The organism is Pseudomonas sp. FW305-3-2-15-C-LB1 (assembly GCF_058787615.1).
The window spans coordinates 68,671-83,187 of the sequence record NZ_JBYSZX010000009.1 but is presented as its reverse complement, the minus strand read 5'-3'; the positions used below and the strand labels follow the sequence as shown (position 1 = coordinate 83,187).

The following is a 14,517-nucleotide window of genomic DNA, read 5'->3' as shown; positions in this document are numbered from 1 at the left end:
CAGCCCACACTCCAGCCCATACTTTAGAAGCTGGCTTTTGTTGGAGGAGTCTGGATTTTAGCGGACGAAAATACACGCAAACCCCAGAAAATCCTAGGATTTAAGAGCACCTCTTATAAGTACACTGGAGCTCTATGGAGAATATATAAACCGGCCACAAGCCGGCTTTTTAATGCCCGTGAAAATCCCAATTCAATTGTCCAACAAGCTGCTGGACAATTGAATGACCAAAAGCGGGCGGCTTACAGTCCGATTCGCCATCCTGTTCGCCATCTCCATCAAATACATCACCGCCCTCTGCGGCGCACCCAGCGGCTCCCCAAGCACCTTCGACGCAGCCACCATTGTCCCCTGTGAGTTGACGGTATTACCGGTTTCACCCGATTTATCCCCTACTGCCCACCCATTAATCTGTGCCCATGTTGAACGCAACGCCCAACCAACCTGAACAAAAAAGGATTCAACCATGAGCACTGCAACCTACAACCGCTTGAACAAAGACGACGCCGTCGTCCTGCTGGTCGACCACCAGACCGGCCTGATTTCTCTGGTACAGGACTTCTCGCCCAACGAGTTCAAGAACAACGTGCTCGCCCTGGCTGACCTGGCCAAGTTCTTCAACCTGCCGACCATCCTCACCACCAGCTTCGAGCAAGGCCCCAATGGCCCGCTGGTGCCGGAACTGAAAGAGATGTTCCCGGACGCGCCCTACATCGCCCGCCCTGGTCAGATCAATGCGTGGGATAACGAAGACTTCGTCAAGGCAATCAAGGCCACCGGTCGCAAGCAGATCATCATTGCCGGCGTGGTCACCGATGTGTGCGTAGCGTTCCCGACCCTGTCGGCGCTGGCGGAAGGGTTTGAGGTGTTTGTGGTGACCGATGCGTCGGGCACGTTCAATACCACGGTGCAGCAGGCGGCGTGGAGCCGGATGACGCAAGCAGGTGCGCAGTTGATGAACTGGTTCTCGGTGGCGTGTGAGCTGCACCGCGACTGGCGCAACGATATCGAAGGCCTGGGGAACCTGTTGTCCCAGCGCATCCCTAACTATCGCAACTTGATGAATGGGTATGCGGCGTTGACGGCGCGTAAGGACTAATTCAACCGCTGCACACACTAAGCCTGCCTTGAAACGCAGGCTTTTTTGGTTAACTAGCAATGCGCCATTAGCACACTCGCCCTAATTGAGACGGCACCGCCTCACCACTAAAGTCCTTCGCTTATTTCGAGTCTCAAGGAAGGACGCTATTGAATACCTTAACCAAAATCGGGCGCTACCTGGCACTGTTGCCCATTTTGCTGACCAGCACACCGCCGGTATTGGCCGATGAAGAAACACCGATCGGCGACTGGTCGATCATCTACGGCAGCGGTCGGGCCCATAAAAACGTGATGTATGTGGCCGATCGCACTTCGGTGGTGCCGTCGAACCACAACAAGGGCGCAAAACTGGTGGCCGTCACGGTGGTGTATGAAGAACCGGGCAAGCCCATGATCGATGTGTACAACATCGAAGTGCAGTGCTCCACGCGCAAGCTGCGCTTTCTTAACGGGCAGTCGGTTGCGCCATTTTCCTACACCCTTACGCACTTGAAGGTCTCCAACACGTGGCAGACGCCGAAGGAGTTCTGGCTCGACCGCACGCTCGCGTATGTCTGCGAACCGGGCAAGAGCAAGGACACCATCGCCATGGGCAAGATGACCCACCTGCAGATGATCCAGACCACCAAGGCCATGTTCCAGCAATTGGGGCCGACTCAGGAGAAGAGCCAGATGATCGATGACCTTGACGACATGCTGGGCAACAAGCGCTGAGCAACACTCACCTACAAGAAGGATTCACCATGCCTAAATGGACAAGGCTGTTGCTGGCTGGGCTTTGGTTGCCCGCCGTGCTGTTTATCAACGGGTGCCACCTTATTGCACAATCGCGCTGGGAAGGCCGGGACGTGCAAGAGGCGTTGGATTTGTTCGGCAAGCCCGACTCGATGAAGAAGCAGAATGCGCCCAATGGCGACACACAGGTGGTGATGACCTGGCACAAATCCTCCTCATGGACGACCACTGAAGCCGCCGGGACTTCAATGAATCACACCGGGAACGGGATGGTGTACACCGAGTATTACCAGCAGGTCGGGCACAGTTCGGATTGCAAGCTGGAAGCCACGGTGGATAAGACGAAGAAGATCGTGCTGTTCAGGATTGAGGATGGCCGGATCCTGCATGGCAAGTGCCTGAATGTGCCATTTGTACCGGGGTATATTCCGCCGGGGTTTTGAGGCTATCAGTCGGTTTTAACCCGCCAGCTCCCGCTCGATCTGCTCGATGCTTGGCAGGCTGGTTCGCAGCTCTGCGGGCAACGACTCAACCAGTTGATATTCCGCTACACCAATCGGTCGATTGTTATCGCGCAACGCATATTCGGCGACGACTTCGTTCTTGCTCTTGCACAACAGCAGGCCGATGGTGGGCCCGTCTTGTGGATGTTTAAGCTGGGCATCGACGGCAGCCAGATAAAAGCTCAGTTTCCCCAGATGCTCGGGTTTGAACTTGCCGGCTTTCAGTTCGATGACCACGTAGCAGCGTAGCTTCACGTGATAGAACAGCAGGTCGACAAAGAACTCATCGCCTCCGACATCCAACAGTACTTGCTGGCCGACAAAGGCGAAACCGGCGCCCAGCTCCAACAAAAAGTCGGTGACGTGCTTGATCAAGGCGTTTTCTATGTCGCGCTCCTGCGCGTCCAGGGCCAAGCTGAGGAAGTCAAATCGGTAAGGGTCTTTCAGCGACTCACGCGCCAGGTCGGATTGCGGTTTGGGCAGGTGGGTCTCGAAGTTGCTGACCGCCTTGCCACTGCGCTCCAACAAGCGGTTTTCGATGTGCATCACCAGCGAGTTACGCGACCAGTTGTTCTCTATCGCCTGGGCTATGTACCAGCGGCGGGTTTCGGGGCCGGGGAGTTTGTCCAGTAATGCCAAATGGTGATACCAGGGCAATTGTGCAAGCACCTCTTGCACAAATTCAGCATCTGACCACGCCTCGGCAAAAGCACGCATGTACTTGAGATTACGCGGCGAAAAACCCTTCATTCGGGGAAAGGCTGCACGCAGATCCTGGGCAAGTCGATCAATGACTTTGCTGCCCCAACCCTGCTCCGCCTGGCGGGTCAAAATGTCGTGGCCAATCTGCCAATAGAGCAACACCAATTCCCGATTCACCGCCAGTGTTGCGCGCTGTTGCGCCGCATGAATACGGCCTTTCAGGTCGGTCAGCCAGTCACTGTAGCCCGCTGGTGGTGCGGTCAAGCCGATACAGGGTTCGCTCATGCCATGTCACTCTGGAGTTTTGAGGCAGGCTAGTCAGGCGCATTGACGGTCACAAGGGGCGAAGGTCGTTCCAGGAAGGCCCCTTCAATAACCACAGAAACGTCCTGCTGGCCATTGCGGACTACTGACTTGACTCTCCCCTATACAGCAGCCTTTACCCTGGAACACCCTGTTCAGGACCTCCCTATGACCCCGCGTACCCTGGTGATCCTCGGCCATCCTTCCGCCTCCAGCTTTTGTTCAGCCCTGGCCGATACCTACATCCAGGCGGCAAAAACCGCCGGCCATGAAGTACGTGTCGTACGCTTGGGCGACCTGGCTTTCGACCCCGTCCTTCATCACGGTTACACCCAGATTCAGCCGCTGGAGCCCGACCTGCTCAGCGCGCAATCCGACATCCTCTGGGCCACTCACCTGACATTTGTTTTCCCGATCTGGTGGGGTGGCATCCCGGCGTTGATGAAGGGCTTTATCGACCGAATCTTCCTACCCGGTTTTGCCTTTAAATACCGAGCGGGCAAGGCTTTTCCTGACAAACTGCTCCACGGCCGAACGGCACATCTACTGGTGACCCTGGACACGCCGCCATGGTATTACCGTTGGTTCTATCGCATGCCGGGCATTCACCAGATGCGCAAGACCACGCTGGGGCTTTGTGGTGTCAAGACTGCAAAGACACTGCTGTTCGGGCCGGTGCTGGGCTCCACTGCGGCGCAGCGGGATACATGGCTGAAACAGGCCGGCGCTTTAACGGAAAAAAGGAGTTTTCATGTACATCGGCAAAGCCGCGCAGTTGTCGGGCACGACCATCAAGGCGATTCGTCACTATGAGGCGATCGGACTGCTGCCAGAACCGCGGCGTCAGGGCCAATACCGGGTCTATTCGGCGCAGAACATTGAGCTGTTGATGTTTATCAAGTGCGCGCAGCAATTGGGGTTCAAACTCAAGGAGTTGCAGGAGATTCTTGCAGGTCACGTAGGCGATGTATTGCCCTGGGAGCGGGCGGACCAGGCAATCGCAGACAAGAAGCAGGAACTAGCCCTGAAAATTGCCGCGCTACAGGAAATGCACGTGGGATTGCAGACATTTGAAGCACAGTTGAAAACATCACAAGAACAATGCTCGTCAATGGCGCAAAGATCCTGACCGGCGGTGAGCCGAATAAAATGGGTATACGGCTCATTTGATGAGCCGAATAGGGCGCTTATTCGGCTCACCGCCTGAACACCCTCCCCCGCTCATTTGCCCAGAATCCCCATGTCTGCTAGTGTCCCGCCGGTTTACCGTCTACCGGAATAGCCGCCATGGCCCGCAAAAAAGTTGCACTCGATTTCGAACAATCCCTCGCCGACCTGCAAACCCTGGTCGAGCGGCTGGAGAACGGCGAGTTGTCGCTGGAAGACTCGCTGACGGCGTTTGAGCAAGGCATCGGCCTGACCCGTGACTGCCAGAGCGCGCTGGCGCAGGCGGAGCAGAAGGTGCAGGTGTTGCTGGAACGTGACGGGGAGTTGGCCGAAGAACCTTTCGATGCGGAACAGCCCGAATGATCGACGCGTATCAGGCCAGTAGCCAAGCCCGGGTCAATACGGCGTTGGAACCCTTGTTTGTTGCGCCAAGCCCCGAACTCAAGCGTCTTTATGAAGCCATGCGCTACAGCGTGATGAATGGCGGCAAGCGCGTGCGTCCGTTGCTGGCCTATGCAGCGTGCGAAGCCTTGGGCGCAGACGCCGAACAGGCCAACGGCGCGGCCTGTGCGGTGGAGTTGATCCACGCCTACTCCCTGGTGCATGACGATTTGCCGGCGATGGACGACGACGATTTGCGTCGCGGCCAGCCCACCACCCACAAAGCCTTCGATGAAGCCTGCGCGATCCTCGCCGGTGATGGCCTGCAAAGCCTGGCGTTCAGCGCACTGCTGGACCCGGCATTGAGCAGCGTGAATGCCGAGATCCGCTTGCGCATGGTCACCGCCCTGGCGATGGCGGCAGGCCCGGCCGGCATGGTCGGCGGCCAGGCCATCGACCTCGGCTCGGTCGGCCGGAAGCTTGATCAACAGGCGCTGGAATACATGCACCGCCACAAGACCGGTGCCCTGATCGAAGCTGCCGTACACCTGGGAGCACTTGCCAGTGGGCGGGCCGAAGCCGCTCAGTTGGCCGCGCTGAAGACCTACGCGCGGGCCATTGGCCTGGCATTCCAGGTGCAGGACGACATTCTCGACGTAGAAAGTGACACCGCCACCCTGGGCAAACGCCAGGGCGCCGATATCGCTCGGGACAAACCGACTTATCCTGCGCTGCTCGGGCTGCAAGCCGCCAAGGCCTATGCCCTGGAACTGCGCGACCAGGCCCTGGATGCCCTGCGACCTTTCGACGCGGCGGCCGAGCCACTGCGTGACCTGGCGCGGTATATCGTCGAACGTCGGCACTGATAACGGCGGCCTTTGCGGCCGCATATCGGCCAAGTTCGGCGCTCCGCGTGGGCAGTTTGCGATGCTTGAGGTAAACTGCCGCCTCTTCTATACCTATAACGATTCGCCTGATGCCCACGACGTTTCAAGAGATTCCCCGCAAGCGCCCGTCCACGCCCCTGCTCGACCGTGCTGTCACGCCGGCCGGCCTGCGTCGACTCGGTGAAGCCGAGCTGGAAACCCTGGCCGATGAGTTGCGCCTGGAATTGCTCTACACGGTCGGCCAGACCGGTGGGCATTTTGGTGCCGGCCTGGGCGTCATCGAGCTGACCATCGCCCTGCATTACGTGTTCGACACCCCGGACGACCGGCTGGTGTGGGACGTGGGCCATCAGGCGTACCCGCATAAAATCCTCACGGGCCGCCGCGAGCAAATGGGCACCCTGCGCCAGAAGGACGGCATTGCCGCCTTCCCGCGCCGCGCCGAGAGCGAGTACGACACCTTTGGCGTCGGCCACTCCAGCACCTCCATCAGTGCCGCGCTGGGCATGGCGATTGCCGCCCGCCTGCAAGGCAGCGACCGCAAGGCGATCGCGGTGATCGGTGATGGCGCGCTGACCGCTGGCATGGCGTTCGAAGCGCTCAACCATGCACCGGAAGTGGACGCCAATATGCTGGTGATCCTCAACGACAACGATATGTCGATCTCGCGCAACGTCGGTGGCCTGTCCAATTACCTGGCCAAGATCCTTTCCAGCCGCACGTACGCGAGCATGCGCGAAGGCAGCAAGAAGGTGCTCTCGCGCCTGCCCGGCGCGTGGGAAATTGCCCGGCGCACCGAAGAGTATGCCAAAGGCATGCTGGTGCCCGGCACGCTGTTCGAAGAGTTGGGCTGGAATTACATCGGCCCCATCGATGGCCACGACCTGCCGACCCTGATCGCCACGCTGCGCAACATGCGTGACCTCAAGGGCCCGCAGTTCCTGCATATCGTCACCAAGAAAGGCAAAGGCTTCGCCCCGGCGGAAGTCGACCCGATTGGCTATCACGCCATCACCAAGCTGGAACCCCTGGACGCTCCTGCCGCCGCGCCGAAAAAGGCCAGCGGGCCGAAGTACTCCGGTGTGTTCGGCGAATGGCTGTGCGACATGGCCGCCGCCGACCCGCGCCTGGTGGGCATTACCCCGGCGATGAAGGAAGGCTCCGACCTGGTGGCGTTCAGCGAGCGTTTCCCGCTGCGCTACTTCGACGTGGCAATTGCCGAGCAGCACGCGGTCACGTTTGCCGCCGGCATGGCCTGCGAAGGCGCCAAGCCAGTAGTGGCGATCTACTCCACGTTCCTGCAGCGTGGCTACGACCAGTTGGTGCATGACGTGGCAGTGCAGAACCTCGACGTACTGTTCGCCATCGACCGCGCCGGCCTGGTGGGCGAAGACGGCCCGACCCACGCCGGCAGCTTCGACCTGTCCTACCTGCGTTGCATCCCCGGCATGCTGGTGATGACGCCAAGTGATGAAAACGAACTGCGCAAGATGCTCAGCACCGGCCACCTGTATAACGGCCCGGCCGCCGTACGTTACCCGCGCGGCAATGGCCCGAATGCGGTGATCGAAAAGGACCTGGAGCCTATCGAGATCGGCAAGGGCATCGTGCGTCGCCAAGGCAGCAAGACCGCTTTCCTGGTGTTCGGCGTGCAATTGGCCGAAGCGCTGAAAGTCGCCGAGAAGATCGACGCCACCGTGGTCGACATGCGTTTCGTCAAACCATTGGACGAAGCCTTGGTACACGAGATTGCCGGCAACCATGAGCTGCTGGTGACCGTCGAAGAAAACGCAATAATGGGTGGCGCCGGTGCGGCGGTCAGCGAGTTCCTGGCGCGGGAGAATATCCTCAAGTCGGTGCTGCACCTGGGCTTGCCGGATGTGTATGTCGAACACGCCAAGCCGGCGCAGATGCTGGCCGAGTGTGGGTTGGACGAGGCCGGTATCGAGGCGTCGGTGCGTGAGCGCATGGCGTTGATCGGCCGGTAGAAACCGGATCAAAAGGTGGGAGGGGGCTTGCCCCCGATAGCGGTGGATCAGCCAAAATTTTGCTGACTGACACGACGCTATCGGGGGCAAGCCCCCTCCCACATTTGATTTGCATCACCTTCAAATGCTATGGACAGCCCATGAATCGCCTTCGCCTCGCCCTGCCCCTGCTGCTCCTGCCCTCTTCGGAATTGCTAGCCGACACCCGCGACGACGCACTGAAACTTCCCAACGTGGTCATCAGCGCCAACCGCCAGGTCCAGGCGCGCAACGACAGCAGCGCCGCCAACACCGTGTTCACCCGCGACGACATCGACCGCCTGCAACCCAACAGCCTCACTGACCTGATCAGCCGCGTACCCGGCGTGCAGGTAGCGCCTACCAGTGGTCGCGGCAGCCTGCCGGGAATTTATATCCGTGGCACCAAATCCGCACAAAGCCTGGTGTTGGTGGACGGCCAGCGCATTGCCAATAGCACCTCCGGCGACAGCGGCTTGCAATACCTGAACGTCGACCAGATCGAACGGGTGGAAGTGCTGCGCGGTTCACGTTCGGTAATCTACGGCAGCGATGCGATTGGCGGGGTGATCCAGGTGTTTACCCGGCGCAATGCCGGGCAAGGCCTGCAACCGCGTCTGAAGCTCGGGTTTGGCAGCAACAAGACCTGGGAGCGCAGCCTCGGCCTGTCCGGTGGCGATGAATACACGCGCTTCAACCTAGGTGCGAGCCTGGATGAGACCGCCGGCATCAACTCGACGCACACCTCATTCCCCAGCGATGGCGATCATGACGCCTACCGCAACCAGTCCCTCAGCCTGAACCTCAGCCATTCCTTCAGCGATGCGCTGGAGGCGGGGTTCAACCTGTTGGATAACCGCGGCAAGTCGGAGTACGACAACAGCTTTGGCCGCTACGACGTCGCCACCGGGCAAACGGTGGGGCAAAAGCCCTACACCGACTACACCGTGAGCAGCGCCAGCGGCTATGTCGACGCCACGCTCAACGCGCGCTGGCAATCGCGCCTGGAACTGGGCCATAGCGAGAACCGCGACACCAAGCGCGACACCCTCAGTGATGACTTCAGTGTGTTCAACACTTACCGCGACTCGGTCAACTGGCAAAACGACCTGACGCTGAATGAGCAGAACAGCCTGATTCTCGGCGGCGACTGGTACGAGGACCGCTTCCACGGCTCCACCACCCTCACCGAAAACAGTCGCTGGAACCGCGCAGCCTTTGTGCAGCATCGCTTCCATGGCGAATGGTTTTCCACCGAGCTGGGGCTGCGGCGTGACCAGAACCAGCAGTTTGGCGGGCAGAACAGCTGGAGCGGCACGCTCACGTTGCCAGTCAACCCGGACAACGACCTGCTGCTGAGCTACAGCGAGGGCTTCCGCGCCCCGACGTTCAATGACCTGTATTACCCCGGCTTCAAGAACAGCAACCCAAACCTGAAGCCCGAAACCTCGAAAAGCTACGAAGTGCAATGGCGTAGCCAACTCAGCGACACCAGCCGCCTGGAAGCTTCGCTGTACCGCACCGATATCCAGGATGCGATCGTGTTCGGCAGCGACGGCCCGCAAAACGTCAGTTCGGCGCGCATCAACGGCTTCGAAGCCGCGCTCAAGCAAGAGCTGTTCGGCTGGCAAGGCAGCCTGGGACTGGCACTGATTGATCCACGAGACCGCGATTCCGGACATACGCTGGCGCGTCGCGCCAGGCGCACCGTGAGCCTGGACCTGGATCGCCAATTCGACCAATTCGGCGTCGGCGCCAGCTGGCAAGCGGTCAGCAGCAGCTACGACGACGCGAAGAACCAGCAACCGTTGGCTGGCTATGGATTGCTCGGGCTGCGCGCCAGTTGGACGCTGAACCGTGAAGTCACGCTGAGCATGAAGCTCGATAACTTGCTGGACAAGGCCTACAGCCGGGCGCTGTATCAGTACCAAGGCCAGCAATATGGCTACCGGGAAGAAGGCCGGGCGCTGATGGTTGGCGTGACCTGGACGCCGGACCTCTAGCGGGGCGCGATTACCTCACACAATCGGGCTACGGCTTCCAGCATCTGCCCGCTGGGCCGCTCCAGGCCTTTATCCGGCACCCGTCGCACCCGCTCAGCCATCGTCGGCCAGACCTTCCAGGCCTCCTTCTGCGCCTGGTCGCCCACCAGAATCATCTCGGGATCACGCTGCAACACCGATTCAATGCTCACCTGCGGGGCCGGCAGCTTGAGGTCATCAAACACATTGCGCGCGCCGCATACCTTTAACGCATCGCTGATGATCTGCCCGCCACCCACGGTGTACAGCGGCTTATTCCATACCTGGTAAAACACGCGCAATGGCTCGGCGCGCTGATAGCGCTGTCGCAGCTCGGCCAGGCGTTGGCGCAACTGCGCGGCCAACTGTCGACCCGCGTCAGCGCGACCCAATTGCTCGGCAATGGCCTGGACCTGGGTGGTGAGCTGTTCAAGGCTATGGGGTTCGGCGACGTACACCGGGATATTCAGGCGCTGCAATTGCTCACGCTGGGCCGGGCCGACGCTGCCGGGCCAGAGCAGGATCAGGTCGGGCTTGAGGCTGAGCAGGCGCTCCATGTCCAACTGACCGTAATGCCCCACTGACGGCACCTGCGCCAAGGCCGCCGGGCGTTCGCCGCCGTCGAGCACGCCCACCAGCACATCGGCTGCGCCCAGTTCGACCACGATTTCAGACAGGGACGGCGCCAGGCTCACCACTCGCTCGGCCGCCAGCGCCTGGGCACTGAATACCAGCAACACGGCCAGCCAGTGGCGAATCATCCCAGTTGACGGGGAATGCGGTAGAGGTAGAACAGCACCACGGTCGACAGCGCCAACAGAAACAGTGGCACCGCTTCCAACCCGACGAAGACCGACAACGCACCGACCCAGGCCGGTACGGCGGCAACCAGCAACGCCGTGCGCCGACGCGCCGCCAGGGTGATCCAGGCAGCCGGTTCTTCGGGGGTATCGAGGGCTTTGGAGGTGGCAATCAAGGCGTGTTTATAGCCGTTGAAGTAGCGCAGGCTGAGGAACATCGAGGCCACGCCGGCAATGAAGAACGGCATGGCCAGCACCGGCAGCAGGGATTCGGCCTGGCCGAACACCAGGTTGAGCACAAACAGGGGGAGCAGCGCCAGGGCCAGGTACTGCCACCAATTGAAGGACAGTCGCCGTTTCACCTGGCCTCGGGTCACGCGCGGTCGACCTCGCCCTGGTGCTCGTTGCCCATCATATGGTCGAGCTTGCTGGCCTTGGTGGCCAGGTAGAGTTTGTTGTGCGGGTTGTGCCCGGTGTGCAGCGGCACACGCTCGGCCACAGTGATGCCCATCTCGGTCAAGGCTTTGACCTTGCGCGGGTTATTGGTCATCAGGCGCAGGGATTTGACGCCCAGGTGCTCGAGCATCGGCAGGCAGATCGCGTAGTCACGCTGATCGGCGGCAAAGCCCAGGCGCTCGTTGGCCTCGACGGTATCGGCGCCGCCATCTTGCAGCTCGTAGGCGCGGATCTTGTTCATCAGGCCAATGCCACGGCCTTCCTGGCGCAGGTACAACAGCACACCACGGCCTTCACGGGCGATCGCGCGCATGGCGGCCTCCAGTTGCGAACCACAGTCGCAACGCTGGCTGAACAACGCATCACCGGTCAGGCATTCGGAGTGCACCCGGCCAAGCACCGGTGCGCCATCGGCGATATCGCCCAGGCTGAGCACGACGTGCTCGCGCCCGGTGGCTTCTTCGAGAAAGCCGTTCATGGTGAACGTGGCAAAAGGGGTAGGCAGCTTGGAAGCGGCGACGAAAACGACGGGCACCGTGTGCTCCTGATTTCAGTTTTTACAGAGGCGGCCATTGTAACAGCAGGTTCCTACAGACGCTTAAGCTGAATTATCGCTGATAAAGATCAATAGGTTCGATTGGCCTTCGACCTGGTTCTATGCACGTCAGAACGGATAGGGTTGTTTCCAGCGCTCGAATATCGGCTTTAACTCACCGCTTTTCACCAGGGCCGCCATGCGCTGGTCAAAGACAGCCATCAAGCCCCGGCCCTGCTCGTTATCGGCAAACCCGATGTACAACGGCAGTTCGGCAATCGGCGTCAGCGTGAACTTCGAGGGATCATCCGCCTGACTGAGCACGTACTTGGCCTCGGCCAACGCATCAATGTAGAAGTCCGCACGGCCGTGTAGCAGCATTGCCAAAATGCCATCGCGACGCTCGACCTGGTTGAAACGGCGCACATTGGGCAAGTACTCCTCGTACTTGTAGCCGCGCACCCAGGCCAGGCGGTAGTTACCCAGCGTGGCGATGGTGGGCGTCGGTGTGCTGGCCAGCCCCAGGGCGTAGATGTGGTCGGAATCGAAGTTCCAGTGGGGGTACAACACACCTTCGGCTTCATCGCGGTAGGAACCGACCCAACCATCCACCTCGCCGCGCTGGGCCAGGCCGACCGAGCGCGTGTAGGGCACGGAACGGGTCTGCAAGTTGATGCCGGCCGGCTCGAAGACCTGACGCAGTACGTCCCAGGCCAGGCCCGTGCCGTCTTTGTTGGTGTAGTCGCTCCATTCCTCACTCGCCAGCATGACCTTGCCGGGCACCTCCTGCGCCTGGACCACCGCTGTGAAGACACACAGTACGATCAGCAGCCAACGGCGCACATCCATGGTGACGACCTCCTACAGGGCCTTGCATGCGTGATAACGCTACACAGGGTAGCGCAGCTTGCCGATTCAGGGTGTCTCGCGAAAATGCTGATAACCACGGATGGCCGGGGTGATGTCCTGCCCGCTGCCATCGAGCAACGTGACGCCCTGCCCCGCTTCGACCCGGCCGATCACATGGATCGGCCAGCCATCGGCCAGCAACGGTGCCAGTTCGACAGGTGGCAGGGTGAACGCCAGCACATAGTCGTCGCCCCCACTCAGGGCTGCCACGCGCGCGTCATCATCGCCGACAAACGCCAACAGTGCCTGGGACATTGGCAACCGCTCGCGTTCGATCAACAGGCTGACCTTTGACGCCATCGCGATATGCCCGCAATCGGCCAGGAGCCCGTCGGAAATATCCATCGCAGACGTAGCCTTGCCACGCAGCGCCAGACCCAGGGCCAACTGCGGTTGCGGCGACCAGTAATGAGCGAGCAAGGGCTCGGCGATGGCTGCGTCGGCGCTGCGCTGGCCCAATACCAACGGCAAGGCGCCGGCGGCATTGCCCAGCTCGCCGCCGACACACAGCAGGTCACCCGGCTGCGCACCGCTGCGGGTCAAGGCTTGCCCGGCCGGCACGCGACCGAACACGGTCAGCGTCAAACTCAGGGGGCCACGGGTGGTATCGCCGCCCACCAGACCCACGCCACAGTTTTGCGCCATGAGGTTCAACCCCTGGGCATAGCGTTGCAGCCAATCGGCATCGACGGTTGGTGTGGTCAGGGCAAGGGTAAATGCGAGGGGGGTGGCGCCCATCGCCGCCAGATCGCTCACCGCCACGGCCAACGAGCGCTGGCCCAGCAGGAACGGGTCACAGGGGTCGGCAAAATGCACCCCGGCGACCAAGGTATCGGTGGAGATTGCCAACTGCTCCCCAGCGGGAAGTGCCAGCAAGGCGCAGTCATCGCCGATACCCAGGGCAATGCCTTCGCCGCCCTGCGCACAAGGCGCGGCGGCGAAGTAGTTGCGGATCAACTCAAACTCGCCCATTCAGGTTTCAAGCGCGATTCAGCGCTTGTACGCCTTCACTTCGGCTTCACGCAGGCGCGGGGCCAGCTTGTCGAGCACGCCGTTGACGAACTTGTGACCGTCGGTCGAACCGTAGACTTTCGCCAGTTCGATACCTTCGTTGATCACCACGCGGTACGGCACGTCGACGCGATACAGCAGCTCCCAGGCCGACAGGCGCATCACGCACAGCTCAACCGGGTCCAGCTCTTCGATGGTCAGATCCAGGCAAGGCGCCAGGGCTGTGTCGATCTCGGTCAGGTGCGCGTGCACACCGTGCAGGATGTCGTGGAAATACGGCAGGTCGGCAAAGGTGAAATCGTTGTCGACGCGAAACTGTGCTTCGATCTCGTTCAACGACGCGCCCGCCAGGTGACGCTGATACAGCGCCTGGGTCGCCAACTGACGAGCAGCGCGACGCTTCTCGTTCTTCGAAGGCTTGCCAGCATCGGCTGGACGTGGCTCGCGCGGGTTGAAGTTGTCGCTCTCGTCGGAAATCACTTGGCCTCCAACTGCGACAGCAGGCTGACCATTTCCAGGGCGGACAGGGCAGCTTCAGCGCCTTTGTTGCCGGCCTTGGTGCCGGAACGCTCGATGGCTTGCTCGATGGAATCCACGGTCAGCACGCCGAACGCAACCGGTACGCCGAACTCCATGGACACCTGGGCCAGGCCCTTGGTGCATTCGCCAGCCACGTATTCGAAGTGCGGCGTGCCGCCACGAATGACCGCGCCCAAGGCGATGATCGCCGCGTATTCACCCTGTTGAGCAACTTTCTGCGCAACCAGTGGAATTTCGAAGGCGCCAGGGGCACGGATGATGGTGATGTCGCTTTCGCTCACACCGTGGCGAACCAGGGCGTCAACGGCACCGCTTACCAGGCTTTCAACCACGAAGCTGTTGAAGCGGCCAACCACCAGGGCATAGCGGCCTTTGGGGGCGATGAAGGTACCTTCGATGGTCTTCAGGGTCATTCGACAAATCTCTTAAAGAGCCGGGACGCGTGTATGACGCGTCCCTT

General features: G+C 60.7%; 18 protein-coding genes. 9 read left to right on the top strand and 9 right to left on the bottom strand.

Annotation, left to right across the window (positions count from 1 at the left end; translation table 11 throughout):
- Positions 1–192: 192 nt before the first annotated feature.
- Positions 193–468, bottom strand: a complete 276-nt coding sequence (locus tag AC3WP7_RS18545; protein WP_102592682.1) for a hypothetical protein — start codon at positions 466–468, stop codon at positions 193–195.
- Between AC3WP7_RS18545 and ycaC the strand changes: the two genes are divergently transcribed.
- From ycaC to AC3WP7_RS18530, 3 genes are all read left to right on the top strand, one after another.
- Positions 467–1,099, top strand: a complete 633-nt coding sequence (ycaC, locus tag AC3WP7_RS18540) for an isochorismate family cysteine hydrolase YcaC (RefSeq protein WP_071489873.1) — start codon at positions 467–469, stop codon at positions 1,097–1,099. The genes AC3WP7_RS18545 and ycaC overlap by 2 nt on opposite strands.
- Positions 1,100–1,248: 149 nt before the next feature.
- Positions 1,249–1,815, top strand: a complete 567-nt coding sequence (locus AC3WP7_RS18535; RefSeq protein ID WP_092250596.1) for a hypothetical protein — start codon at positions 1,249–1,251, stop codon at positions 1,813–1,815.
- A 29-nt stretch (positions 1,816–1,844) separates the two neighbouring features.
- Complete coding sequence (locus AC3WP7_RS18530; protein ID WP_071489871.1) at positions 1,845–2,279, top strand: hypothetical protein; 435 nt, start codon at positions 1,845–1,847, stop codon at positions 2,277–2,279.
- A 15-nt stretch (positions 2,280–2,294) separates the two neighbouring features.
- On the opposite strand, the gene AC3WP7_RS18525 is transcribed toward AC3WP7_RS18530, so the two are convergent.
- Positions 2,295–3,326 carry a PDDEXK nuclease domain-containing protein gene (locus tag AC3WP7_RS18525; RefSeq protein WP_102592681.1) on the bottom strand — a complete coding sequence of 344 codons (1,032 nt, stop codon included), beginning with the start codon at positions 3,324–3,326 and terminating at the stop codon, positions 2,295–2,297.
- A gap of 186 nt (positions 3,327–3,512) precedes the next feature.
- On the opposite strand from AC3WP7_RS18525, the gene AC3WP7_RS18520 reads away from it, so the two are divergent.
- The 6 genes from AC3WP7_RS18520 (at position 3,513) to AC3WP7_RS18495 (ending at position 9,788) form a co-directional block, all read left to right on the top strand.
- On the top strand, positions 3,513–4,157 hold the full coding sequence (locus tag AC3WP7_RS18520) for an NAD(P)H-dependent oxidoreductase (protein WP_093514301.1): 645 nt from the start codon (positions 3,513–3,515) through the stop codon (positions 4,155–4,157).
- Positions 4,096–4,473, top strand: a complete 378-nt coding sequence (locus AC3WP7_RS18515; RefSeq protein WP_093514300.1) for a MerR family transcriptional regulator — start codon at positions 4,096–4,098, stop codon at positions 4,471–4,473. The genes AC3WP7_RS18520 and AC3WP7_RS18515 overlap by 62 nt, the downstream gene beginning before the upstream one ends.
- Before the next feature lie 158 nt (positions 4,474–4,631).
- Positions 4,632–4,874 (top strand): exodeoxyribonuclease VII small subunit, encoded by a 243-nt coding sequence (locus AC3WP7_RS18510; RefSeq protein WP_003176346.1) that lies wholly within the window; start codon positions 4,632–4,634, stop codon positions 4,872–4,874.
- Complete coding sequence (gene ispA, locus AC3WP7_RS18505) at positions 4,871–5,758, top strand: (2E,6E)-farnesyl diphosphate synthase (RefSeq protein WP_093514299.1); 888 nt, start codon at positions 4,871–4,873, stop codon at positions 5,756–5,758. The genes AC3WP7_RS18510 and ispA overlap by 4 nt, the downstream gene beginning before the upstream one ends.
- A gap of 110 nt (positions 5,759–5,868) precedes the next feature.
- Positions 5,869–7,767, top strand: coding sequence for a 1-deoxy-D-xylulose-5-phosphate synthase (gene dxs, locus AC3WP7_RS18500; protein ID WP_092250587.1), 1,899 nt, complete (start codon positions 5,869–5,871; stop codon positions 7,765–7,767).
- A gap of 140 nt (positions 7,768–7,907) precedes the next feature.
- A complete protein-coding gene (locus tag AC3WP7_RS18495) occupies positions 7,908–9,788 on the top strand; it encodes a TonB-dependent receptor domain-containing protein (RefSeq protein WP_102592680.1) in 1,881 nt (626 codons plus the stop codon).
- Here the strand turns inward: AC3WP7_RS18495 and AC3WP7_RS18490 are convergent.
- The 7 genes from AC3WP7_RS18490 to ribH form a co-directional block, all read right to left on the bottom strand.
- A complete protein-coding gene (locus tag AC3WP7_RS18490) occupies positions 9,785–10,567 on the bottom strand; it encodes a cobalamin-binding protein (RefSeq protein WP_102592679.1) in 783 nt (260 codons plus the stop codon). The two genes, AC3WP7_RS18495 and AC3WP7_RS18490, sit on opposite strands and share 4 nt — an antisense overlap.
- Positions 10,564–10,983 (bottom strand): nuclear FMR1 interacting 1 family protein, encoded by a 420-nt coding sequence (locus AC3WP7_RS18485; RefSeq protein ID WP_092250578.1) that lies wholly within the window; start codon positions 10,981–10,983, stop codon positions 10,564–10,566. Before AC3WP7_RS18485 ends, AC3WP7_RS18490 begins: the two co-directional genes overlap by 4 nt.
- Positions 10,980–11,597: a GTP cyclohydrolase II gene (ribA, locus tag AC3WP7_RS18480; protein WP_016978544.1), complete on the bottom strand. Its 618-nt coding sequence runs from the start codon at positions 11,595–11,597 to the stop codon at positions 10,980–10,982. The genes AC3WP7_RS18485 and ribA overlap by 4 nt, the downstream gene beginning before the upstream one ends.
- A 129-nt stretch (positions 11,598–11,726) precedes the next feature.
- A complete protein-coding gene (locus AC3WP7_RS18475) occupies positions 11,727–12,446 on the bottom strand; it encodes a substrate-binding periplasmic protein (protein ID WP_092250575.1) in 720 nt (239 codons plus the stop codon).
- 66 nt (positions 12,447–12,512) lie between these two features.
- Positions 12,513–13,478 carry a thiamine-phosphate kinase gene (gene thiL / locus AC3WP7_RS18470; RefSeq protein WP_093125603.1) on the bottom strand — a complete coding sequence of 322 codons (966 nt, stop codon included), beginning with the start codon at positions 13,476–13,478 and terminating at the stop codon, positions 12,513–12,515.
- An 18-nt stretch (positions 13,479–13,496) separates the two neighbouring features.
- Positions 13,497–13,997: a transcription antitermination factor NusB gene (nusB, locus tag AC3WP7_RS18465; RefSeq protein WP_010206836.1), complete on the bottom strand. Its 501-nt coding sequence runs from the start codon at positions 13,995–13,997 to the stop codon at positions 13,497–13,499.
- Complete coding sequence (gene ribH / locus AC3WP7_RS18460) at positions 13,994–14,470, bottom strand: 6,7-dimethyl-8-ribityllumazine synthase (RefSeq protein WP_003176356.1); 477 nt, start codon at positions 14,468–14,470, stop codon at positions 13,994–13,996. Before ribH ends, nusB begins: the two co-directional genes overlap by 4 nt.
- Positions 14,471–14,517 lie beyond the last annotated feature (47 nt).